This is a genomic window from Streptomyces sp. NPDC001381 (genome assembly GCF_042895685.1).
Taxonomy (GTDB): Bacteria; Actinomycetota; Actinomycetes; order Streptomycetales; family Streptomycetaceae; genus Streptomyces.
Window position 1 is genome coordinate 163,731 of record NZ_JBIAWO010000012.1, and the last position, 22,209, is coordinate 185,939.

General features: G+C 71.3%; 21 protein-coding genes, 2 pseudogenes and 1 riboswitch. Of the genes and pseudogenes, 18 read left to right on the plus strand and 5 right to left on the minus strand.

From position 1 onward, the window contains the following. Positions 1-102: 102 nt before the first annotated feature. Both ACFY2L_RS34635 and ACFY2L_RS34640 read right to left on the minus strand, forming a co-directional pair. Positions 103-2,520 (minus strand): FtsX-like permease family protein, encoded by a 2,418-nt coding sequence (locus ACFY2L_RS34635; RefSeq protein ID WP_390824309.1) that lies wholly within the window; start codon positions 2,518-2,520, stop codon positions 103-105. Next, a complete protein-coding gene (locus ACFY2L_RS34640; protein WP_390661837.1) occupies positions 2,517-3,209 on the minus strand; it encodes an ABC transporter ATP-binding protein in 693 nt (230 codons plus the stop codon). Before ACFY2L_RS34640 ends, ACFY2L_RS34635 begins: the two co-directional genes overlap by 4 nt. 220 nt (positions 3,210-3,429) lie before the next feature. Between ACFY2L_RS34640 and ACFY2L_RS34645 the strand changes: the two genes are divergently transcribed. Beyond that, the gene (locus tag ACFY2L_RS34645; RefSeq protein ID WP_390824310.1) at positions 3,430-4,725 is read left to right on the plus strand and encodes a sensor histidine kinase; all 1,296 of its coding nucleotides are present in this window, start codon (positions 3,430-3,432) and stop codon (positions 4,723-4,725) included. Further along, positions 4,722-5,399 (plus strand): response regulator, encoded by a 678-nt coding sequence (locus ACFY2L_RS34650; RefSeq protein WP_390824311.1) that lies wholly within the window; start codon positions 4,722-4,724, stop codon positions 5,397-5,399. Before ACFY2L_RS34645 ends, ACFY2L_RS34650 begins: the two co-directional genes overlap by 4 nt. A 117-nt stretch (positions 5,400-5,516) precedes the next feature. Here ACFY2L_RS34650 and ACFY2L_RS34655 read toward each other — a convergent pair whose 3' ends face one another. Continuing rightward, on the minus strand, positions 5,517-6,521 hold the full coding sequence (locus ACFY2L_RS34655; RefSeq protein ID WP_390824312.1) for an NADP-dependent oxidoreductase: 1,005 nt from the start codon (positions 6,519-6,521) through the stop codon (positions 5,517-5,519). A 234-nt stretch (positions 6,522-6,755) separates the two neighbouring features. After that, entirely contained in the window at positions 6,756-7,448 is a 693-nt protein-coding gene (locus ACFY2L_RS34660; RefSeq protein ID WP_390661833.1) for an SDR family oxidoreductase, read from the minus strand. A 114-nt stretch (positions 7,449-7,562) separates the two neighbouring features. Between ACFY2L_RS34660 and ACFY2L_RS34665 the strand changes: the two genes are divergently transcribed. The 12 genes and pseudogenes from ACFY2L_RS34665 to ACFY2L_RS34720 all read left to right on the plus strand — a co-directional run bounded on the left by ACFY2L_RS34665 (position 7,563) and on the right by ACFY2L_RS34720 (position 18,435). Next, positions 7,563-8,123, plus strand: a complete 561-nt coding sequence (locus ACFY2L_RS34665) for a TetR/AcrR family transcriptional regulator (RefSeq protein ID WP_390824313.1) — start codon at positions 7,563-7,565, stop codon at positions 8,121-8,123. Between the two features lie 264 nt (positions 8,124-8,387). After that, positions 8,388-9,332 (plus strand): SCO3242 family prenyltransferase, encoded by a 945-nt coding sequence (locus tag ACFY2L_RS34670; protein WP_390824314.1) that lies wholly within the window; start codon positions 8,388-8,390, stop codon positions 9,330-9,332. 31 nt (positions 9,333-9,363) lie between these two features. Further along, complete coding sequence (locus ACFY2L_RS34675; RefSeq protein ID WP_390661830.1) at positions 9,364-10,209, plus strand: sugar phosphate isomerase/epimerase family protein; 846 nt, start codon at positions 9,364-9,366, stop codon at positions 10,207-10,209. A gap of 49 nt (positions 10,210-10,258) precedes the next feature. Further along, complete coding sequence (locus ACFY2L_RS34680) at positions 10,259-10,951, plus strand: EboA domain-containing protein (protein ID WP_390824315.1); 693 nt, start codon at positions 10,259-10,261, stop codon at positions 10,949-10,951. A 2-nt stretch (positions 10,952-10,953) separates the two neighbouring features. Continuing rightward, complete coding sequence (locus ACFY2L_RS34685) at positions 10,954-11,820, plus strand: TatD family hydrolase (RefSeq protein WP_390661828.1); 867 nt, start codon at positions 10,954-10,956, stop codon at positions 11,818-11,820. Positions 11,821-11,827: 7 nt separating this feature from the next. Further along, complete coding sequence (gene eboE / locus ACFY2L_RS34690; protein ID WP_390824316.1) at positions 11,828-12,985, plus strand: metabolite traffic protein EboE; 1,158 nt, start codon at positions 11,828-11,830, stop codon at positions 12,983-12,985. Beyond that, complete coding sequence (locus ACFY2L_RS34695; protein WP_390824317.1) at positions 12,982-14,454, plus strand: alkaline phosphatase family protein; 1,473 nt, start codon at positions 12,982-12,984, stop codon at positions 14,452-14,454. The genes eboE and ACFY2L_RS34695 overlap by 4 nt, the downstream gene beginning before the upstream one ends. Next, positions 14,451-15,638, plus strand: coding sequence for a cytochrome P450 (locus ACFY2L_RS34700; RefSeq protein WP_390824318.1), 1,188 nt, complete (start codon positions 14,451-14,453; stop codon positions 15,636-15,638). Before ACFY2L_RS34695 ends, ACFY2L_RS34700 begins: the two co-directional genes overlap by 4 nt. Positions 15,639-15,840: 202 nt before the next feature. Continuing rightward, a pseudogene (locus ACFY2L_RS34705) lies at positions 15,841-16,758 on the plus strand (glutamate synthase-related protein); the annotation flags it as partial. Then, a pseudogene (locus tag ACFY2L_RS34710) lies at positions 16,667-17,125 on the plus strand (thiamine pyrophosphate-dependent enzyme); the annotation flags it as partial. The pseudogenes ACFY2L_RS34705 and ACFY2L_RS34710, both read left to right, overlap by 92 nt. A 96-nt stretch (positions 17,126-17,221) precedes the next feature. Beyond that, positions 17,222-18,064: a SigB/SigF/SigG family RNA polymerase sigma factor gene (locus tag ACFY2L_RS34715; protein WP_390661824.1), complete on the plus strand. Its 843-nt coding sequence runs from the start codon at positions 17,222-17,224 to the stop codon at positions 18,062-18,064. Positions 18,065-18,264: 200 nt separating this feature from the next. Beyond that, positions 18,265-18,435, plus strand: coding sequence for a hydrophobic protein (locus tag ACFY2L_RS34720; RefSeq protein ID WP_390824319.1), 171 nt, complete (start codon positions 18,265-18,267; stop codon positions 18,433-18,435). A gap of 100 nt (positions 18,436-18,535) precedes the next feature. Here ACFY2L_RS34720 and ACFY2L_RS34725 read toward each other — a convergent pair whose 3' ends face one another. Next, the gene (locus ACFY2L_RS34725) at positions 18,536-19,780 is read right to left on the minus strand and encodes a phosphatidylserine/phosphatidylglycerophosphate/cardiolipin synthase family protein (RefSeq protein WP_390824320.1); all 1,245 of its coding nucleotides are present in this window, start codon (positions 19,778-19,780) and stop codon (positions 18,536-18,538) included. 140 nt (positions 19,781-19,920) lie between these two features. Here ACFY2L_RS34725 and ACFY2L_RS34730 point away from each other — a divergent pair, with 140 nt between their 5' ends. From ACFY2L_RS34730 to ACFY2L_RS34745, 4 genes are all read left to right on the plus strand, one after another. Then, on the plus strand, positions 19,921-20,202 hold the full coding sequence (locus ACFY2L_RS34730; protein WP_390661821.1) for a hypothetical protein: 282 nt from the start codon (positions 19,921-19,923) through the stop codon (positions 20,200-20,202). Between the two features lie 63 nt (positions 20,203-20,265). Next, on the plus strand, positions 20,266-20,913 hold the full coding sequence (locus ACFY2L_RS34735; RefSeq protein ID WP_390824321.1) for a hypothetical protein: 648 nt from the start codon (positions 20,266-20,268) through the stop codon (positions 20,911-20,913). Between the two features lie 113 nt (positions 20,914-21,026). Further along, positions 21,027-21,101, plus strand: a riboswitch (cobalamin riboswitch). Between the two features lie 61 nt (positions 21,102-21,162). Continuing rightward, a complete protein-coding gene (locus ACFY2L_RS34740) occupies positions 21,163-21,384 on the plus strand; it encodes a CbtB-domain containing protein (RefSeq protein ID WP_390661819.1) in 222 nt (73 codons plus the stop codon). 19 nt (positions 21,385-21,403) lie between these two features. Next, positions 21,404-22,162, plus strand: a complete 759-nt coding sequence (locus ACFY2L_RS34745) for a CbtA family protein (protein WP_390824322.1) — start codon at positions 21,404-21,406, stop codon at positions 22,160-22,162. Positions 22,163-22,209 lie beyond the last annotated feature (47 nt).

The following is a 22,209-nucleotide window of genomic DNA, read 5'->3' on the forward strand; positions in this document are numbered from 1 at the left end:
GGTCCCCCGGCCCCTTCAGGCCGTCGGATGGCCGCCGACCTGTTTCCGGGTGTGGCGTGAACGTCGTGCGAGAGGGGCTCGTCTGCTCGCGCTCCGCCGGACCTACTCGGTGCGCAGCGCCACGGCCGTACGCGCCCCGGCCGCCCAGCCGGCCGGGATCAGCGCGGCCGGCACCGCGATCACGACCCCGCCCAGTCCCAGCAGGAGCAGCTGAACAGGCTCGTACACATCGAGGACCGGCGACGGCAGTCCGGTGCCTACGGCACGCCCCATCATCGGCATGACAAGGCTGTGCAGCGCGTACCCCGTCGGCACGCCGATCAGCCCGCCGAGCACGCCGATCGCGGCCACCGAGGAGAGCACGAGGCTCATGGTCTGCCGCGGCGACATGCCGATCGCCTTGCAGACGCCCAGGTCGTGGATGCGTTCCCGGGTGTCCAGGACCACGGAGTTGAGTACGCCGAGGCCGGCCACGGCGACCAGCATCAGGGTGAGCAGCACCGCCATCGCGGACATGATGAGGAGGACGCCCTCCCGCCCCGAGGGGGCGTCGGTCGTGGCGTCGCCGCCCAGCGGCTGCACGATCGCGGCGACCTTCTGGGCGTACTCGTCGGCGGAGACGCCGGACTTCACCTCGACGAGGAACGTACTGGGCTCGGCCGACGCGAAGTTGGCCATGTCCGCGTGGATCTGCAGCTCGCTGCCCGAGGTGTCGAAGGACTCGCCCACGATCCGCAGGTCCGCGATGTCGTTCTCGTAGGTCACCCGCACCGTGTCACCGATCTTGGTGCTGGTCCTTTCCAGGAAGCGCGTGGGGACCACGACCTGCCCCGTGCCGGTGATCCAGTGCCCGGAAATCATCTCGTAGCCGCCGGAGGGCGAATCGCCCTCGTAGAGGGCGGCCTGAACCGAACCGGAGATCCCGGCCACGGCGACCTCGGCCTGGGTCTTGCCGTAGAACGACCTGGTGCCCGCCTGTGACGTGATGGCAGACCGCACCTTCGCCGGGTCGGCAACCTTGGGTTCGGACGGGCCTGCCACGCTGCCGCCCACGGGGGACGGGCTTGCCACACTGCCCCCCGCGGAAGGAGGCGGAGGGGGAGCGACGTCGTTCGCCTTGGTGGTCGCGACCGTGACCGCGGCACGGCTCTCGGGGTCCTGCGAGGTGCCGACCGCGGCGAGGGAAGAGGTCAGCCCCACTGCGAAGGTTGCCGCGACCGTGCCGAACGCCACCGCGAGCAGCATCGCGAGGGCACGGACCGGATGCGTGAAGGGGGTGGCGAGACCGTAGGTCACCGGTCGCGGCAGCGGCAGCACTCCCATCGCCCGGTGCGCCCACTGGCCGCGCCCACTGCGCGGCGACCGGCCGACCGCGAGGGCTTCGACCGTACGCAGTCTTCCGGCCCGCAGTGCGGGAATCAGCGCCGCGAGCCCCACGACGACCAGGGCGGCGGCCGGCACCGCGATGTCCACCCACCAGGCCACCGAGAGCGAGACGGTGCCGTACACCGCCTCGGTGTTGGTCAGCAGCGGCACTGCCAGGAGGTTTCCCAGGACGACCCCCACGGTGATGCCGGCGCAGGCGGGAATCAGCGCCTGGGCCACGTAGGCGCGTACGACCTCGCCCGGAGTGAAGCCGATGGCCTTGAGAATGCCGATCCTGCGCACGCCGGTGCCGACCGCACCACTGATCACACTGCTGACGATGATCACCGACATCACGATGCCGAGCACGCCGAAAGCCATCACGAACGGGACGGTCGCCGCCGCGCCCTGATCAGCGGCGCGCTTCGTGTCCAGCCAGGACTGGGTACCCAGCAGCGCCCCGGACCCCACGGAGGCGGCGAGCCTCTTCCGGTCGGCGAGGATCTGCTCCGCGGTGCTCGCGGAGTCGAAGCGGTAGAGCATCTGACTCGTGACCGGGCTGCCCTCCGACGCCAGCGCGTCGACCTGTGCGGGAGTCGCCCAGGAGTCGGCCGTCCCACTGGCCGACACAGCGAAGCCGACGATCGAAAGAGTGGGGGCGCGCGTGGCGTCCGAGGCCTTCACAGCGGCGCCGATCCCGATGCCGGGCCCCTCGAACGACGCGGCGAGCACGATCTCGCCCGGCTTCTGCGCCCACCGGCCGGACTTCAGATCCACCCGGTCCACGTCGCCGTCCGGACCGGACCTCCCGACCAGGGTCAGCGTCGGCAGTGGGAAACCCGCCTGAGCCACCGGGCGGAACACCGTGGACGGGTACGGCCCCGAACTCGCGGTGACGCCGGGCAGCTTTCGGGTCTCTGCCAGCAGCGCCGCACTCGCCTCGGCCGGATCGAACTGGGCGATGATGTGCGCGCCCTGCTGCTTCCCGAAGGCGTGGTCGAAGGGCGCGGCCGCGGCGACCATCAGCGACCCGGCGACCACCGCCGACGCCACGGCCATCATCGTGGCAACGGCGATCACCACTGTCTGCACCCGCCGCCGGCCCACCCCGGAGCGTACGACCCGGCCTGTCGCGCCGGTACCGGACAGGCTCATCGGACGGGCTGCGCGCAGGAGTCGAGGGCGACGTGACCGTCGACCAGGTGAAGAGTGCGGCTCGCGCACGCCTCCGCCAGCGTCACGTCGTGCGTCACCAGGACGACGGTCTGTCCGGCGCGGTGCAGATCCATCAGCAGATCGCGGACGTCGTGGCCCGAGGCGGTGTCGAGCGCACCGGTGGGCTCGTCGGCGAGCAGCAGCGCGGGCCGGTTGACCAAGGCCCGGGCGACCGCGACCCGTTGGCGTTCGCCTCCGGACAGTCGGCCCGGGTAGGCGCGGGCATGTTTCCGGATGCCCAGCATCTCCATGAGCTCACCCGCGCGGGCCGCGGCCTTGCGGCGACCGGTCCCGGTCAGCTGGGCCGGGAGCTGAATATTGTCGGTGACGGTGAGGTCGTCGAGAAGATTGAAGAACTGGAAGGCCATGCCGATGTGCTCGCGACGGAACTTCGCGAGGGCATGCTCGCTCAACTGGTCGATCCGTCGCCCGGCCACGATCACAGCGCCATCGGTCGGCTTGTCCAGGCCCGCGACGAGGTTCAGCAGCGTGGACTTGCCGCTGCCGGAAGGGCCCGTGACGGCAAGGGCCTCACCCTTGGCGACGCTGAGCGTGAGCGGTCCGAGCACCGGCGCGCCGGCGCTGTCGTAGCGCTTCGCCACACCCTCCAGTTCGATCACGTGATGCATACGGGTTCTCCGTCCGTGCGGTCGCGAGCGGCACATGCCGTCGCCGGTCCTGCGAACCTAGGGGTGCCGCGTACGGGGCGCGTCGGCCGCGGAACCAACATCAGGTCCTTCCCGCGGAGGATCCGGCCGCGGAGTCATACCTGAGGAGTAGGCGGCTGGGGCGGTTCCCTGGTCGGACAGGCGGACGCAGGCAGGGCGGAGAGCGCAGCACAATGCACGGATGGTGACGGAAGACCGGCGAAGCCGGCATCAGCGGCTCATCGACGCGTTACGCCCGGAGGCGAAGGCCGCCCCACTGTCCCGGCGGGCGGTGCGCGCCGATGTGGTGCTGGCGGTCGTACTGACCGTCGTCGCCCTGTTCGTGGCCGTGCGCTGTCCCGGCGACGGGCCGGTGAACATCAACCCGACGGCCGACGTCGGGACCGGGGTTCCGGATCCGCCCTTGCCTCCCGACCCCGGTCGGGCACCCGCGGAGGACGAGCCTCCCTCCGTACCCTGGGCTCTGGTCGTCCTGTCGACGCTGCCGCTGGCAGCCCGGCGCCGGTATCCGCTGACCCTCTTCGTGGCGGTGCTGGGCGCAGCACTGGCCCTCGGCAGCTCCGCCTCCTGGATCACCGTCCTCGCCTGTGTCATCGGCGCCTACAGCGCCGTCGTACACAGCCGCTACCGGATATCGGCGATCGCCGTCCTGGTGATCGCCGCCGTGCTGTCCGGTTTCGCTTTCCGCAACGCGGACCCTGTGCTCCCGGGATGGTCCAGCCCGGGATTCGTGCTGCTGGTGGCCGGGATGCTGGCCAGCCTCGTCCGCTTCCTGCACCTGCGGCTGGCGTCCAGCCGGGACCGGATCACCGAACTGCAGGCCGCTCAGGAGGAGGCCACGCGCCGAGCAGTCGAGGAAGAGCGCGCCCGCATCGCCGCCGAACTGCACGACGTCGTGACCCACAATGTGAGCGTGATGGTGATCCAGGCGGGCGCGGCCCGCAAGGTGATGGACATGATGCCCGAGCAGTCGAAGGAAGCACTGCTGGCCGTCGAGGCGGGCGGTCGGGCCGCCATGGCCGAACTCCGCCACGTGATGGGCCTGTTGGCCGCACCGGACCACGAAAGGCCCGACAGCCTGGAGCCCCAGCCCGGGCTCGCGCAGCTCGACGCGCTGGTCGCACGGGTACGCGCCGCCGGGACGCCCGTGAGCGTCGGAGTGTCGCTGCCGCCGGATCCGCTGCCACCGGGGGTGGACCTCGCGGCGTATCGCGTCGTACAGGAGGCGCTGACCAACACGATCAAGCATGCGCGCGGCGCGCAGGCGTCCGTCGTCATCGGTTACACCGACGCCTGTCTGGAGATAGAGGTCACGGACACCGGCGGCGCCAAGGATTCCCCGCCGGTGGACAGCAATGGCCGTGGCCACATGGGGTTGCGCGAGCGGTTGGCCGTCTACCGGGGCGAGCTGACGGCCGGGCCGACAGACGCCGGCGGTTACCGGGTCACGGCCCGTATCCCGCGGAGCACCGCATGAATCCGCTGCGCGCCGTCATCGCCGACGACCAAGCTCTCGTACGCACCGGTTTCAAGATGATCCTGGCGGCGGACGGCATCGAAGTGACGGCCGAGGCGGCCGACGGGGCCGAGGCTGTCGCAGCGGTCCGCCGTACGCGGCCCGACGTCGTCCTCATGGACATCCGGATGCCGGAGATGGACGGTATCGAGGCCACCAGACGCATCGTCGGCGACGCCGGTCCGGCCGGAACGCGGGTCGTCATCCTCACCACATACGACCTCGACCACTACGTCTACGCCGCGCTCACGGCCGGCGCCAGTGGCTTCCTGCTCAAGGACGTCACCCCCGAACATCTGGTCTCCGCCCTACGCCTGGTACAGACCGGCGACGCTCTCCTCGCCCCCACGATCACTCGTCGGCTGATCGAGCGCTTCGCCCCTCACGACGAACCGCGGACCGTCGCCCCGCACCGCGATCTGTCCGGCCTGACCCCGCGCGAGCTCGAGGTGCTCCGCCTGCTCGCGACGGGCCTCAGCAATGCCGAACTCGCCTCCCGGCTGTTCCTCAGCCCGACCACGGTCAAGAGCCACGTCGGCCGCATCCTGTCGAAGCTGGACCTGCGCGACCGCGTGCAGGCCGTCGTCTTCGCCTACGAGACGGGGCTGGTCGCCCCGGGCGGGGCGCCCAGATGACTGATCGGGAGGCGAGCAGGGGGTGCCTTCCCGCACGACGCGTACGGTGCGACCGATGAGGGTGCGGAACACCGGCCGTTGTCGGAGGTGACTGGCGCCTGGGACTCGATTCCGCCCTTACGTCATCGTGACGACGACTTTGCCGGCCTTTGCCCGCCCCTTCTCGACGTACTCCATGGCCTGGAGGGTTTCTTCGAACGGGAAGACGCGGTCGACGACGGGGCGGATCTTCCCCGTGTCGATGAGGGTGGTGAGTTCGCGCAGTTGGTCGCCGTCGGCCTTCATGAACAGGAACGAGTACGTCACACCGCGGCGCCTGGCGTTGCGCCGGGTTCTGAAGCTGAGGGCGGCCATGGCCAGGCGGAGGATCGGGTTCGCACCCAGTTCGCGGGCGAAGGCCGGGTCGGGCGGGCCCGCGACGCTGACGACCGTGCCGCCGGGCTTGAGAACGCGCAGGGACTGGGCGAGGTTCTCGCCGCCGAGGCTGTCGAGGACGACGTCGTAGCCGTCGAGGACCTCTGCGAAGTCCTGGGCGCGGTAGTCGACGACGACGTCCGCGCCGAGGTCCTTGGCCAGGTCGACCTTGGCGGTGCTCACGGTGGTGGCCACGTGCGCGCCCAGCGCCTTGGCCAGCTGAACGGCGATGGAGCCGAGGCCGCCGGCACCCGCGTGGACGAGGACCTTCTGGCCCGGCCGCACGCGGGCTCGCTCGACCAGTGCCTGCCATGCGGTGAGGGCGACCAGGGGGAGGGAGGCGGCCTCGGCCATGGTGAGGGTGGCCGGTTTGGGCGCCAGGTCGTCCTGGTGGACGGCGATGAGTTCGGCGAAGGTACCGATGCGGTCCTTGTCGGGCCGGGCGTAGACCTCGTCGCCCACCGCGAAGCGGGTGACGGACGCGCCGACCCGGACGACCGTCCCGGCGAGGTCGTTGCCCAGAACGAGCGGGAGACGGTAGGGCATGAACGCCTTGAAGTCTCCGTTGCGGATCCTGAGGTCCAGCGGGTTCACGCCCGCCGCGTGGATCTCGACCAGGACGTCGTCGGCGCCTACCTGGGGTTCGGGTATGTCGGCGGCGCGCATCCCGGCCTGGTCGCCGTACTTCTCGACCATGAAAGCCTTCATCGTCGTCGTCTCCGTTCCGTTTCCCGTCCGTGAAAGGTCGGGGTCTCCGCTCGCCCCGGGCTTCTCCCCGTACGAGATGGTTCGGGTTTCCTTCCGGCTGCGGCGCGGGCGCACCGCGTCCTCAGCCGCGCTCATCCGTCAGTCCACCGGCACGACCCGGGCGGTGACGCGGTCGGCGGCGGTGGCGACGACGGCGGTCTTCCGGCCGGTGCTCTCGGTGGGGAGGGGTGAGCGTCAGTCCGTGTTCGGCCGGGGTGCCGCGGACAGGCTCTGCTTGACGTACCGGCTGGTCTCGTCGGCGAGGATCTCGGGCAGACCGGTCTCGACGCCGTGCAGGGCCTGGGCCGCGACGTCGGCGGCGGCGACCTTCTGATCGGCGGGCACGCCGGCGGCCATGTCGGTGTCCATGTAGCCGACGTGCAGCGCCGAGACGGTGATCCCGCGCGGTGCCAGCTCCTCACGGGTCGCGTCGCTCAGCGCCCAAGCGGCGGCCTTGGACGCGGCGTAGGAGCCGAGCCCTGCCGGGTGGAACCAGGACAGGGCGGACAGGACGTTGAGCACGGCGCCGCCGCCGTTGCCCTCGATCACGGGGGCGAAGGCGCGGGTCGCGGCGAGCGGGCCGAAGAAGTTGGTCTCCATCTCCCGGCGCACCTCGGTCACGTCGCCTCCGACCAGCGTCGCGCCGGTGGAGATGCCCGCGTTGTTGATCAGCAGTGTCGCGTCGGACGCCACGCGCGCGGCCTCTCGTACCGACGCCTCGTCCGTGACGTCCAGCCGCAGCGGGATGACGCCCGGCACATCGACCGTCTCGGGGCGTCGAGCCGCGCCGTACACCTTCGCGCCGCGCTCGACGAGCTGGGCGGCCAGGTGCCGCCCGAGGCCCCGGTTGGCGCCGGTGACGACCGCGACCGCGTTCTTCAGTTCCATGCTCGCTCCTGGTGGTGGCGGGCGCCGTCGGCCACCCGCAACAGTTAGATTATGAAGACAATCTAAACACGGGTCTATGATAGATGCCAGTCGACATCCAAATGTGAGGTGGTCATGGGCCGCGTATCGCAGGCGCAGGCGGAGGAGAATCGCAGGCGGGTGGTGGACACCGCATCCCGGCTGTTCCGGGAGCAGGGCATGCAGGTCAGCGTCGCCGACCTGATGAAGGCGGCCGGTCTGACCCACGGCGCCTTCTACAAGCAGTTCGCCTCCAAGGACGCGCTCGTCGACGAGGCCACCGCCCACGCCTTCGCCGAGCTCGCCCGACGCCACAGCGCCGGGCTCGAGCGGTACGACGGGCAGCGCGCCGCCGCCCAGCGGGCGCTGATCGACACCTACCTCTCCGTCGAGCACCGCGACGCCCCGGCGGACGGCTGCCCGGTCGCCGCGCTCGCCACCGACATCGCGCGCGAGGGCGGGGGGCGCGAGGCCCGTCGCGTCTACGCCGAGGGGGTGGCCGACTTCGTCGACTTCCTGGCCGATGGCGACCAGGACGGCATCGTCCGCCTCTGCACCCTGTTCGGTGCACTGGTCCTGTCCCGGGCCACCAAGGGTTCCCCGCTCTCCGAGGAGATCCTCGCCGCCGCGCGCGCGGCCTTGACCGAAGCGGGCTGATCACGGGCGCGGTGCGGGTGCACATCGACCGCGCTCGTGGCCGCCGAAGAAGCGACCGGGCAGGGGGCCGGGCTGGGCTCCGGACCGGAGGTGTCTGCGGCGGGTGGCACGGCGGTGGGGAAAGGAATCGTCAGGTCGCCTCAACTAGCGCTCTATACAGGTGAGTTGAGGCTCCCGGCCATGGAAAGTCCGTGTCTTCTTTGTCACTTCACTCACCCGGAAGTGTCTGCTTGAGCGTTCAAGTTTCCTGGGTAGAGTGCGGGCATGAAAGATCGGAAGGCGGTACTCCGATTCGGATCCCGGTCTGCCGTGCGCCTCGCCGACCTCGCGCTGCTCGTGAGAGCGCCGGCCGCGTTGAGCGTGCCCGGTGATGTGATCGCGGGAGGGGCTGCCGTCGGACGCCCGCCCGACGCCCGCACGCTCGGAATCATCGGATCCTCCGTGTGCCTCTACTGGGCCGGAATGGCCCTCAACGACTACGCCGACGCCACCGTCGACGCCGTGGAACGCCCCGAGCGCCCGGTGCCCTCGGGGCGCGTCCCGCGCCGTGCCGCGCTCGCCGTGGCCGGCGGACTCACGGCCGCGGGCCTCGGCCTCGCCGCCGCCGCGGGCGGTCGCCGCAGCCTTCGGGGAGCGCTCCCCTTGGCGGGCCTCGTCTGGGCCTACGACCTGAAGCTCAAGACCACTCCGGCGGGCGCGGTCGCCATGGCGGGAGCCCGCACCCTGGACGTCCTGGCCGGAGCGCTCGTTCCCGGCCCGGGTGCCGTACCGGCCGCCGAGGCGCTGCGCCGCGGTGCCGTGCCCGCCGCGCTGGTCGGCATCCACACCGGCACGCTGATGGCCCTCAGCCGCCACGAGATCTCGGGCGCCCCGCCGAACGTGCCGGCCGCGACGCTGGCCGTCTCGACGGCCATGGCACTGGCCACGGCGCTCCCGCCCAGGGCCCGCTCCACGAACGCGAAGGCGCGCGCCGGCCTCGCCGCCGCCGGCGCCCTCGCCTACCTCGCCACCTACGGAACCGCCCAGGTCCGCGCCGTACAGGAGCCCTCGGGGGAGAACGTACGGCGGGCCGTGGGCGCCGGGGTCCTCGCCCTGATGCCCCTGCAGGCGGCACTGACCGCACGGGGCGGGGCGCCCGCCCTCGCCGCGGCGCTCGGCGTCGTCCACCCTCTCGCGCGGCGGCTGGCCCGCCGCATGTCCCCCACCTGAGACCCACCATCTCCCCGTGAGGAAACGGCAGATGAGACCTCCCCCCACCCCGCTCAGATTCGGCTACGGCACCAACGGCTTCACCCAGCACCGGCTGGCCGACGCCCTCGCCGTCCTCGCCGACCTGGGCTACGACGGAGTCGCCCTCACCCTCGACCACATCCATCTCGACCCGTACGCCGACGACCTGCACCGCCGCGTGAGCGTGCTGGCCGGGCAACTCGCCCGGCACGGCCTCGACATCACGGTGGAGACCGGTGCGCCCTACTTCCTCCACCCTTCGGGCAAACACCTGCCGACGCTGATGTCGGACGACGCCGAGCCGAGGACCGACCTGCTGCGCCGCGCCCTGCGCATCGCCGCCGACCTGGGCTCGCCCACCGTCCACTGGTGCAGCGGGCCGGCACCGGACGGGCTGCCCGAACAGGACGCGTGGAAGCGGCTCGCCGCCGCGATCGAGACCCTGCTGCCGACGGCGGAGACGTACGGCGTGGCGCTGGCTCTCGAACCGGAGCCGTACATGTTCGTCGACACCGTGGAACGCTGTCTGCACCTCGCCGAACTCGTCGACGGGCACGAGCTGTTCGGGATCACCCTGGACATCGGCCACGCGCACTGCGTCGAGGAACGGCCCGTCCTCGACTGTGTGCGCCAGGCCGCGCCGAGGCTGCGCAACGTGCAGATCGAGGACATGCGGCGAGGGATCCACCACCATCTCGAATTCGGCTCCGGCGAGATCGACTTCCCGCCCGTGCTGGCCGCCCTGCGCGACCTGGGGCACCAGGGGCTGGTGTCCGTCGAGATCCAGGGCGGGTCGCTCGACGCCCCCGACATCGCCCGGCGTTCGATCGAGTTCCTGCGCGCGGCATCGGCCTGACAGCCGCCCTCTCCCCAGCGAACCCCTCCTGTCTTCTGCGAAGGTTGCCATGAGCGTCGCCGAATCCTTCCGCCCCACCCCGGCCGTCCCTCACACCGCCCTGCGCGCCGCGCTGGACACGACCGCCCGCCTCTGGCTCGACGAGGCCGCCGCGACGATCGCCGCCGAACCCGTCACGATCCGCACACTCTTCCCCGCCGCGCGAAGGCGCTGCGGACAGGCCCGTCTCACCGAGCACTGGACCGTCGACGAGGCCGCCCGAGCCGTCCTGCTCACCGCACTGCCCCGGACCGGTCCGGCGCTCGCCGACGAGGTGACCCGGCTCCACCGGCACGGCACACCGGCGGAGCGGCGCGCCGTCCTGCGCACCCTCCCGCTGCTCGACCTCGGCGACCTCGCCCTCCCCGTCGTCCGTGACGCCCTGCGCGGCAATGACACGACCCTGATCGAGGCCGCCCTCGGCCCGTACGGCGCCACGCACCTCCCGGACGCCGAGTACCGCCAGGCCGTTCTGAAGTGCGTCTTCCACGAGATCCCGCTCGACCGCGTCCACGGGCTCCCCGCCCGCGCCGACCGTGAACTGGCCCGGATGCTCGCCGATTTCGCCCACGAACGGATCGTCGCGGGACGTGATGTCCCGCAGGACGTCCGGCCCGTCGTCCGCGCCTTCCCGGACGTCGTCACCGAAGAACTCGCCATCGTCGAGAAGCAGCTCGAGCGCGACCGCAAGGAAGAGATCTGACCGTGCGCATCTTCGACCCCCACATCCACATGACCTCCCGCACCACCGACGACTACGAGGCGATGCACGCGGCCGGCGTGCGTGCCGTCGTCGAGCCCGCCTTCTGGCTGGGCCAGCCCCGGACCTCACCCGAGAGCTTCTACGACTACTTCGACGCGCTCCTGGGCTGGGAGCCGTACCGCGCCGCCCAGTTCGGCATTCAGCACTTCTGCACGATCGCGCTCAACCCCAAGGAGGCGAACGACCCGCGCTGCACCCCGGTCCTCGACGAACTCGACCGCTATCTCGTCAAGGACCGGGTCGTCGCCGTCGGCGAGATCGGCTACGACTCCATGACCCCCGAGGAGGACGAGGCGCTCGCCCGCCAGCTCCACCTCGCCGTCGAGCACGGTCTGCCCGCTCTCGTCCACACCCCGCACCGCGACAAGGCGGCCGGTACCCGGCGCACCCTGGACGTCGTACGGGAGTCGGGCATCGCCCCCGAACTGGTCGTCCTCGACCACCTCAATGAGCTCACCGTCGGCATGGTCCTGGACAGCGGCTGCTGGGCCGGCTTCTCGGTCTACCCGAGGACCAAGATGAGCGAGGACCGGATGGTCGAGATCCTCAAGAAGTCCGGCACCGAGCGCGTACTCGTCAACTCGGCTGCGGACTGGGGTCGTTCGGACCCGCTCAAGACCCGCAGGACCGCCGACGCCATGCTCGCCGCCGGGTTCGACGACGACTCGGTGGACGCGGTGATGTGGCGCAACCCCGTCGCCTTCTACGGCCAGAGCGGACGGCTGGACCTCGACCCCGCCCCCGGCGAACCCCAGCCCGGCGAGGAAGCCACCTTCCAGGGCAACTCCATCCGCCGCGGGGGAGAGTGACCGTCCCATGCGCTTCCTGCACCCGGACGGCACCACCGTCCACCTCGGCTACTGCAGCAACGTCCACCAGGCCGAGGACCTCCAGGGCGTGATCGCCCAGCTCGCCGACCACGCCGAACCCGTGCGCGAACACCTCGGCGTCGACCGGCTCGGCATCGGGTTGTGGCTGGCCCGTGGTGTCGTGACCGAACTCGTCGACGGCGAGCGGGCGTTGGGCCGACTCAGGACCGAGCTGACGGCCCGCGGTCTGGAGACCGTCACCCTCAACGCCTTCCCGTACGCCGGGTTCCACCGCGAGGTCGTCAAGAAGGACGTCTACGCACCCGACTGGGCCGACGAGGCGCGACTGGAGTACACCCTCGACTGCGCCCGCGTCCTCGCCGCCCTCCTCCCGGACGACACCGGCCTCGGGAGCGTCTCCACCCTGCCGCTGGCCTGGCGCACCCCCTGGCCACGGCAGTGCGCCGAGGACGCCCGGCGTGCCGTGGACAGGCTGGCCGCCGGCCTGGCGGCGCTCGAATCGCGGACCGGCCGCCGTGTCCGCGTCGGCTTCGAACCGGAACCCGGCTGTGTCGTGGAGACCACCGCGCAGGCGGCGCGGGAACTCGGCGGCCTGGACCCGGACCGGCTCGGAGTCTGTCTCGACGCCTGCCATCTCGCCGTCCAGTTCGAGGAACCCGCCGCGGCCCTGAGACGGCTCGCCGACGCCGGGCTGCCCGTGGTGAAACTCCAGGCGTCCTGCGCCGTGGAGGCCCGGGATCCGGCCGACCCCGCCGCCCGCGCGGCGCTGCGCCGGCTCGCCGAACCCCGGTTCCTGCACCAGACGCGGACGACGACCGCCGACGGCGTCCGTGGTGTCGACGACCTCCCGGACGCGCTGAACGGTGAACTCCCCGACGACAGCGGCCCCTGGCGCGTCCACTTCCACGCCCCGCTGCACACCGCCCCCGAACCCCCGCTGCGCACCACCGCCGACCAGCTGGCCCAGGTTCTCACCGGGCTGCTCGCGGGACCCACGGCCGACTGCCACCACATCGAGGTCGAGACCTACACATGGTCCGTCCTTCCCGAGCCCCCCGTCGACCTCGCGGCCGGTATCGCCGCCGAACTCGGCTGGGCCCGGGACCGGTTGACCGGCCTCGGCCTCAAGGAGAACCCCGTATGACCGCCGACCCGTCTCCCGCCGCCACCCCTGTGACGAGCGGCTCCGCCGCACCCCCTCCCGCCGGGAACCGTCTCGTGGTCCTCGACATCGTGGGCCTCACCCCGAAGCTGCTGGAGCACATGCCCGCCGTGGCCGCCCTCGGCGAGCGCGGCTTCAGGGCCCGCCTCGACACCGTCCTCCCGGCCGTGACCTGCACCGTCCAGTCCACCCTGCTCACCGGTGAACCCCCCTCCGGCCACGGCGCGGTGGCCAACGGCTGGTACTTCCGCGACCTCGGCGACGTCCTGCTGTGGCGGCAGCACAACGCCCTCGTCGGCGGTGAGAAGATCTGGGACACCGCGCGCAGGGCGAACCCCGACTACAAGGTCGCCAACATCTGCTGGTGGTACGCGATGGGCGCCGATGTCGACTGGACGGTCACCCCGCGCCCCGTCTACTACTCCGACGGCCGCAAGGAACCCGACTGCTACACCTGGCCGCCGTCCCTGCACGACGAACTCACCGACCGGCTCGGCCCCTTCCCCCTGTTCACCTACTGGGGCCCGAACGCCGGCCTGCCCTCCACCCAGTGGATCCTGGCCGCCGCCCGCCAGGTCTTCGACGAACACCGCCCCGACCTGACCCTCGTCTACGTCCCGCACCTCGACTACGAACCCCAGCGCTCCGGCCCCGACTCACCCGCCACTCACCGCGCGGCCCGCCAACTGGACGACGCCCTGCGCCCGTTGCTCGACCACTTCCTGCGCGAGGGCGCCACCGTCGTGGCGCTCAGCGAGTACGGCATCACCCCCGTCTCCCGCCCGGTCGACATCAACCGCGCCCTGCGCCGGGCCGGACTGCTCGAGGTGTACACGCAGGACGGCATGGAGTACCTCGACACCTGGACCTCCCGCGCCTTCGCGGTCGCGGACCACCAGATCGCCCACGTCTACGTACGGGACCCGGCCGACACCGAGCGGGTGGCGAAGCTGGTCGGTGAACTCGACGGCGTGGAACAGGTGCTGGACGCCGAGGGCAAGGCCGCTCACGGCCTGGACCACGAGCGCTCCGGCGAGCTGGTCGCGATCGCCGGCCCCGACGCCTGGTTCACGTACTACTACTGGCTGGACGACGACCGGGCCCCCGACTTCGCCCGCCAGGTCGAGATCCACCGCAAGCCCGGCTACGACCCCGCCGAACTCCTCTACGACGACACCGTCCCGGCGGTGAAGCTGCGTGCCGTCGGCCAGGTCGCCCGTAAGAAGCTCGGCCTGCGCTACCGCATCCGGACCGTTCCCCTGAACCCCTCGGGCGTCCGCGGCAGCCACGGCCGCCTTCCCGCCGACCCCGGCCACGGCCCCGTGCTCCTGTGTTCGCGGCCGGAACAGGAGAGGGAGGCGTACGCGGCGACGGAGGTCAAGTCCCTGCTGCTGGACCTGGCGGGCCTCACCGGGAGGACCCCCGGCCTCATGGAAGGAACCGCGCGTTGACCACTTGTCCGTCCCTCCCCACGATCCGGCCCCTGCTCGACCCGGCCCCCGAGTACGCCACCTGGCGGTCCGGGGAACCGATCCGCAGGGTCGCGATCCGGGGCGGCCACACCCCCTGGCTGATCACCCGCTACGAGGACGCCCGCGCCGTCCTCGCCGACCCCCGCTTCAGCGCCGACGCACGCCACCCCGACTTCCCCCACACCCGCCCGGGAGCACCGCCCCAGGCGCCCGGCCTCTTCCACCAGATGGACCCCCCGGACCACACCAGGCTGCGCCGCATGCTGATCCCCGACTTCGCCTTCCGGCGCGTCGAGCGGCTGGAAGACGCGATCCAGGGGATCTGCGACGACCTGCTGGACACCATGACGGCCGGGGGCGCGACCGGGGCGGACCTGGTCGCGTCGTACGCGCTCCCCCTCCCGACCCTCGTCATCTGCGAACTCCTCGGCGTCTCCTACGAGGACCGCGGCTTCTTCCGCGAGAAGGCCGACGCCCTCACCAGCGTCTCCGGCGATCCGGCCGAGGCGATGGCCGCCCGCGGGGCGCTCTACGGCTATCTGCGCGCCCTCATCGAACGACGCGTCGGCGACCCCGCCGACGACCTGATCTCCCGGCTCGCGACCGAGCGGGTGGCGACCGGCGAGGCCACCCTGGAGGAGGCGACGGGCATGGTCTCGCTGCTGCTCCTGGCGGGTCACGAGACGACGGCGAACATGTTCCCGCTGGCCGTGGTGGCGCTGCTGGAGAACCCGGCCCAGCTCGACGCCCTGCGCGCCGACGACTCGCTGTGGCCGTCCGCCGTCGAGGAACTCCTGCGCCATCTGACCGTCATCCATGCGGGGATACGGCGGATCGCCACGGAGGACGTCGAGCTGTCCGGGGTCCGTATCGGCGCGGGGGAGGGCGTGATCGTGGCGCTCCAGGCCGCCAACCGCGACCCGTCGGCGTACCCCGACCCCGACGCCCTCGACATCCGCCGCGAGACGGGCGGCCACCTCGCCTTCGGGCACGGCCCGCACCAGTGCCTCGGCCAGTCGCTGGCCCGCGCCGAACTCCGCCTGGGCCTGTCGACCCTCTTCCGAAGGCTGCCCGCCCTCCGCCTCACGGCCCCTCCCGACTCCCTCGCCCTCTCGACGAGCACGGTCCACGGGGTACGGACCCTGCCGGTCGCCTGGCGGTGAACCCGCGGACGACGGCCGACGCGATCGCGGAACGCGGCGGATGTCCACGGGGGGGGCCGGTGTCCCGGGGCGCGGGGCTCGCAGGGACCCGTACGCGCGCTGCTCCGGCGCCGAGCGGGAATCGGCCGACGGCCCCGGCGACCGGGAGCATCCGTGACCGGTCGGCACGCATGGTGGCCGGCAACCGGGCAATGCGCCAGGTGTGATCCGTGTGGGAATCGTCGTCCTGACCCTGGTGACCGCCCTCGGGGCCTCGGCCGCGGCGGTCGGCGTCTCGCCCTCCTGGTGGCTCGTGGCCCTGCCGCTCACGTTCGTGGGCGTGCTGGGTGTCCGGGACCTGGTGCAGCGCCGGCACTCGGTGCTGCGCAACTATCCCGTCCTCGGCCATGCCCGCTTTCTCCTGGAGCGCATACGTCCGGAACTGCAGCAGTACTTCATCGAGCGGAACTACGACGGGCGTCCCTTCGACCGGGACGTGCGCAGCATCGTCTACGAGCGTGCCAAGGGCACCGACGCGGAGGAGCCGTTCGGCACCGAACGGGACGTGTACCAGCCCGGCCACGAGTACCTGGTCCGGTCGATGGCGCCCTGCCCGGTGCCCAAGGCCCCGCCGCGCGTGCGGATCGGCGGCCCGGACTGCGGCCGGCCGTACGGCATGGCCCTGCTGAACGTCTCGGCGATGAGTTTCGGCTCGCTGTCCGCCAACGCGGTCCTCGCGCTCAACGGGGGTGCCGCGGCCGGGGGCTTCGCCCAGGACACCGGTGAGGGCGGGCTGTCCGAGTATCACCTCCGACCGGGCGGTGACCTCGTGTGGGAGATCGGCACCGGGTACTTCGGCTGCCGCACCGGGGACGGCGACTTCGACGCGGCCGAGTTCGCCGACAAGGCCGCGCACGATCACGTCAAGTGCGTGTCCCTGAAACTGTCGCAGGGCGCGAAGCCCGGCATCGGCGGGGTGCTGCCGGGGGCCAAGGTGAACGCCGAGATCGCCCGGGTCCGGGACGTGCCCGAGGGACGGACGGTCGTCACCCCGGGCTCTGGGCGCCCAGTGCCTGGACCGCGAGCGCCAGGTCGTGGCCTTCTGCGGCGACGGCGGACTGAGCATGCTCCTGGGCGACCTCATGACCCTGAAGACGTACCGCCTTCCCGTCAAGCTCGTCGTCTTCGACAACCGCCGCCTGGGCATGGTGAAACTCGAACAGGAGCAGGCCGGTCTGCCCGAGTTCGGCACCGTGCTCGACAACCCCGACTTCGCCGCCGTCGCCGAGGCCATGGGCGTCACCGGCATCCGCGTGACCGACGCGGCCGGCCTGGAGAGCGCCGTGCGCCGCGCCTTCCGCAGTCCGGGCCCGGTCCTGCTCGACGTCCTCACCAACCCCGACGAGATCGCCGTTCCGGCCAAGCCGACCGTCGAGCAGGGGTGGGGCTTCGCGGTCGCCAAGGTGAAGGAGATCGTACGCAGCCACGGAGAGCCCGGACAGGATTGACAGCCGTTCGAGGCATGCAGGTGCGGGGGCGGGGTAGACGCGAGCTTGCCGGACGACGGACCGGCAGGCACAAGGCCGATCGATGGGGAGGGACGCATGATGACGACGACCGTGCAGACCGCTGGGCAGACGGTGGACGTTCCGGAGATCGCGGACCCTTCCAAGGTCGCACCCAAGGACGCGCGTGAGTTGTCGCGGCTGTTCTTCGACCAGCTGGCGGTGGTGGAGGAGGGCACGCCCGAGTACCAGTACGCGCGCAACACGCTGATCGAGATGAACATGTCCCTGGTCCGCTACGCGGCCGGCCGGTTCCGCAGCCGGGGGCCGGAGGAGATGGAGGACATCGTCCAGGTCGGCATGATCGGACTCATCAAGGCGATCGACCGGTTCGAGCTGTCCCGCGAAGTCGAGTTCACCTCCTTCGCCGTGCCGTACATCGTGGGCGAGATCAAGCGGTTCTTCCGCGACACGTCCTGGGCCGTGCACGTCCCGCGCCGGCTCCAGGAAGCCCGCGTCCAGCTCGCCCGCGCCAACGAGGAACTGCGCAGCCGACTGGGCCGGACCCCGACGACCAAGGAGCTCTCCGAGCTCATGAGCCTTCCGGAGAACGAGGTCGTCGAGGCCCAACTGGCCTCCAACGGCTACAAGTCCACGTCCCTGGACGCGGCGATCAACGGCAGCGAGGACGGAGAGGCCGCGCTGGCGGACTTCATCGGTGACGAGGACGCCGCCCTCGGCCTGATCGAGGACTTCCACGCCCTCGCCCCGATGATCGCCGAACTCGACGAACGCGAGCGCAAGATCATCCACTGGCGGTTCGTCGAGGAACTCACCCAGGCCCAGATCGGGGAACGTCTCGGCGTCTCCCAGATGCACGTCTCCCGGCTGCTCTCCCGTCTTCTGGTCCGCCTGCGCGAAGGCATGCTCAGCACCACCTGACGGCCGCGTGCCCGGCCCTCGGTCGTACCGCCGCGAAGGGGCCTGCCCGGAATCACTCCGGGCAGGCCCCTTTCGTATTCCGATGGGCAATGCGGGGCAATGCTGGGCAGTGCCGAGGGCTTATTTCCTTCACAAACAAAGGGTCCTGAGGGAATGGCGGAGGAATTGCAGGGAACCCGGTCTTCAGGAGGTTGATAAACATGGTTCCCTTGCTTCTTGTTCTGCTTATTGCCCTGCTCCTCTTCGGTGCCGGCTTCGCCGTCAAGGTCCTCTGGTGGGTCGCCGTCGTCGTCCTGGTGCTGTGGCTGCTCGGCTTCGTCATGCGCTCCACCACGGCAGGTGGTGGCCGGGGCCGCTGGTACCGATGGTGACCTGACCTGTTGACGCGTTCTCATGCCGGGGCCCGGCCGACACCGTCGGCCGGGCCCCGCACGTATGACGGGCGCGGTGGCGGCCGGAGGGCCGGCCGGCTCACAGGAAGCGCCGGACCGGGGTGACGGCGGCTTCCTTGGCACGCTGCAGTATCGCCCGGCGTCTCCACCGGCTGAGGTCGATCTCCACGCTGCGCTTCAGGTCCGCCTCGTAGTCGCGGTCGAGCACGGCGGTGAACTCCTCGTCCAGGACGGCGAGCATCACCTCTTCGTCGTGGTCCATGGACCGCCGGTTGAAATTGGTGGATCCGATGAGGGAGGCCACCGAGTCCACGGTGATGATCTTGGCGTGCATCATGGTCGGCTGGTACTGACGGATGTGCACACCGGCCCGCAGCAGACGCGTGTAGTGGTGCTGCCCGGCGAGCTGACAGGCGCGCTGGTCGGTGTGCGGACCGGGCAGCAGGATCTCGACCCGCACGCCCCGCCGAGCGGTCTCGCACAGCAGGTCGATGAAGTAGGAGTCCGGGGCGAAGTAGGCGGTGGCCAGCCGGAAGCGTTCCTCGGCGGAGGTGAGCATGACCCGGATGAGGGTCTGCATGTCCTGCCAGCCGATGCTCGCGGAACCGCGGACCACCTGCACCACCGACGAGCCGGCCTGTGGGTGCGCCGTGAAGCGGTCGCGGTCGTCGAAGAGTTCGTCGTGGCACTCCGCCCAGTTCTGCGCGAACGCGGCCGCGATGCCGTCCACGGCCGGACCGCGCACCTGGACGTGGGTGTCCCTCCACTCGCCCGGGTCGCGGGCGTCACCGCACCATTCCTCCGCGATGCCGACGCCGCCGGTGAAGGCGGTTTGCTCGTCGACGACGAGCGCCTTGCGGTGACAGCGGTGATTCTGCTTGAACGGCGACAGCCACACGGGTTTGCGGAACCAGGCCACCTGCACACCGGCGCCGCTCATGAGGTCCAGCAGCCGCCCCTCGATCTCCTTGGCGCCGAACCCGTCGAGCAGCAGCCGCACCCGCACTCCCGCGCGGGCGCGGTCGGCCAGGGCGGCGGCGAAGTCGTGGGCGATCTGCCCCCGCCAGTACACGAACGTCATCATGTCGATGGTGTGCCGAGCCGAACGGATCGCCCCGAGCATCGCGGGGAAGATCTCGTCACCGTTGCGCAGCGGCACGAGTTCGTTGCCTTCGGTGGCGGCCACGCCGATCAGCCGCTCGAGGCGACGGCGCAGGCGCTGTTTGCGCGCTGCGGCGTCCGCCACGTCTGGCGAGCCTGCCGGGTCTGGCGAGCCTGTCGCGGTGTTGCGCGCAGGGGATGTCGGTACGCCGTCGAGTATCACGTCGGATCTCCCACTGGTCCATGAAACGGAGGTTCACGGGCTGCCGGACGAGCCCGAACAACCGGATGCCCGGCCCGTACCGTGTCACTCCGGCCGTCCGCCAGGGACCGCCCGGGCGACCGCCTCTCACCCTCGGGGCGATGATCGCCGCCACCATCACCCGGCCCGAGACGGTGACGAACCGGCCCGGGATCCGATTCGGGCTGATCGACCACGCACTCCTGCCTCTTCGGGACACGCTCGGCGCGACGGACCCGGACGCCTTCACCCAGCTCGAACGGGACCTCGCGGTGGTCATGAGCGCCGAGGCGCTGTTCACCCTCACCGATCCGTGCGGGCTCGACCCCGAGGAGGCCGTCACCAGCGCCGTACGGACCGCGTCGACCCTGACCCGGGCCGCGGCGGCGCGCACGACGGCGTAGCGACCGGGGCACCGGCGCCGCTTCGCCCCGGGGATTGTCAGACCCCACTGCCATGCTGACGGCATGACAGCAGCCGAGGACGCGACCGCTTCCGCCGCCGTGGACACGGTGGAGGACCTGTTGTGGCGGTGGGTCGACCACATCGACGGCCACGGCGGGGCGATCCCCCGGCCGGAATGGTTCGCGCGCGCCGGAGAGTTGACGGTGGCGGAGGAGATCACCTGGTTCGGCATGGCGACCGCCGGTGCCTGGTGGCACGGTGACCTGCCCTCCGGTGTGCGCAAGGCCCCCGTGTACGCCGGCTTCCACCGGCACCAGGAGGACGGCGGGCCGCCCGTCGCCCGGGTCAGCGTGGTCGTCGTGCCCCTGGCGGATCCGGCCCGGATCGTCGCGGCCGACTGGGGCGACGGATACGGCGGTTACGAACCGGCGCCGGTGGAGGGGTACGCCGTCCTGTGCAGCCCCCCGTTCGACCCGTCGTCCGTCGCCGGGCGCGACGCCGAGGCCGACCTCCGCGAGGCCCGGCGCGTCATCGCGGCCGGGGACCACGAGGGCCGCCGGGCCAACTACGCGGAGATCGTCACCGATCCGGACCGGGAGGGCAACGTCCTGTTCTTCCCGGTCGTGGGCGAGGAGCGGGACGGCTACGAGGTGAAGGAGGAGGACGGCACGGTCGTCTGTGTCGCTTTCACCGCCCATGACTTCGACTGAAGCCGGTGATCCGGGCCACTCGGCGGGGGCGAGCAGGATCACGCCAGGTGGGGCGGTATTGGCCACAGGCGCGGCACAGGGTACCGTCGCTCTGATATCGACGACGGCATCACGGAAGCCGGTGTGAATCCGGCACGGTCGCGCCACTGTGGACGGGCGCCCCAGGAGGGGGCGTTCGCGAGTCAGACCCGGGGCCGTCGTCCTGTGCACCACCGAGATGGGACGCGAACTCCCAGAGGAGGCCCTGCCATGGCGCAGCATGTCGCCCAGCCGACCACCACCGCACCTGTCGTACCCGCCAAGCTGCCGCTGAGGGCCATCGCTCCCTGGGCGGTCTTCTTCGGCGTCCTGATGCTGGTCCTGCTCTACTTCGTCGGCGCCGAGCAGGGCGCCACATCCGTCGTCTCCGGCGAGGAGGTCCACGAGTGGGTGCATGACGCCCGCCACCTGCTCGGCTTCCCCTGCCACTGACGAGGGACGCCGCACACCCATGAACTCCGCAACGGTGAGAAACCTTCTCGTGCGGGGCATGCTCGCCGGCCTCGGTGCCGGCGTGCTCGCCCTGATCGTCGCCTATTTCCTCGGTGAGCCGAACGTCGACAGCGCCATCGGCTTCGAGGAGTCCCACGCTCCAGGACACGAGCACGAGGTCGAACTCGTCTCCCGCAGCCTGCAGTCCACCGCCGGTCTGGCCACCGGCGTACTGGTCTACGGGGTGGCCTTCGGAGGCATCGCCGCCCTCGCGTACTGCTTCGCCCTCGGCCGGGTGGGCCGCTTCGGTCCACGGGCCACGGCGCTGCTGCTCTCGGGTGCCGCGCTGCTCGCCGTGTACGTCGTGCCGTTCCTGAAGTACCCCGCGAACCCGCCCGCGGTCGGTGACCACGACACCATCGCCAAGCGGACCACGCTGTTCTTCCTGATGATGGTGCTCGGCGTCCTGCTCTCGGTCGCCGCGGTGATCGTCGGCAAGCGGCTCGCACCGGCGCTGGGCAACTGGTACGCCACCGTGGCCGCCGTGCTCGGCTTCGTCGCCGTCATCGGTCTGGCGTACGCGTTCCTGCCCTCGGTCAACGAGGTCCCGGCGGACTTCCCGGCCACCCTGCTGTGGCGGTTCCGCCTCTCCACCCTCGCCATGCAGGTCACGCTGTGGACGGGCTTCGGCCTCGTCTTCGGTGAACTGGCCGAGCGGCTGCTGCACCCGAAGCCCGCGGCGGTGTCCGCGGGCGCGGCGGTGGCCGCCCCGCGGTAGAGCGGCCGGCCAGGACGACGCGAGGGCCCACGGAACATCCGGGGGCC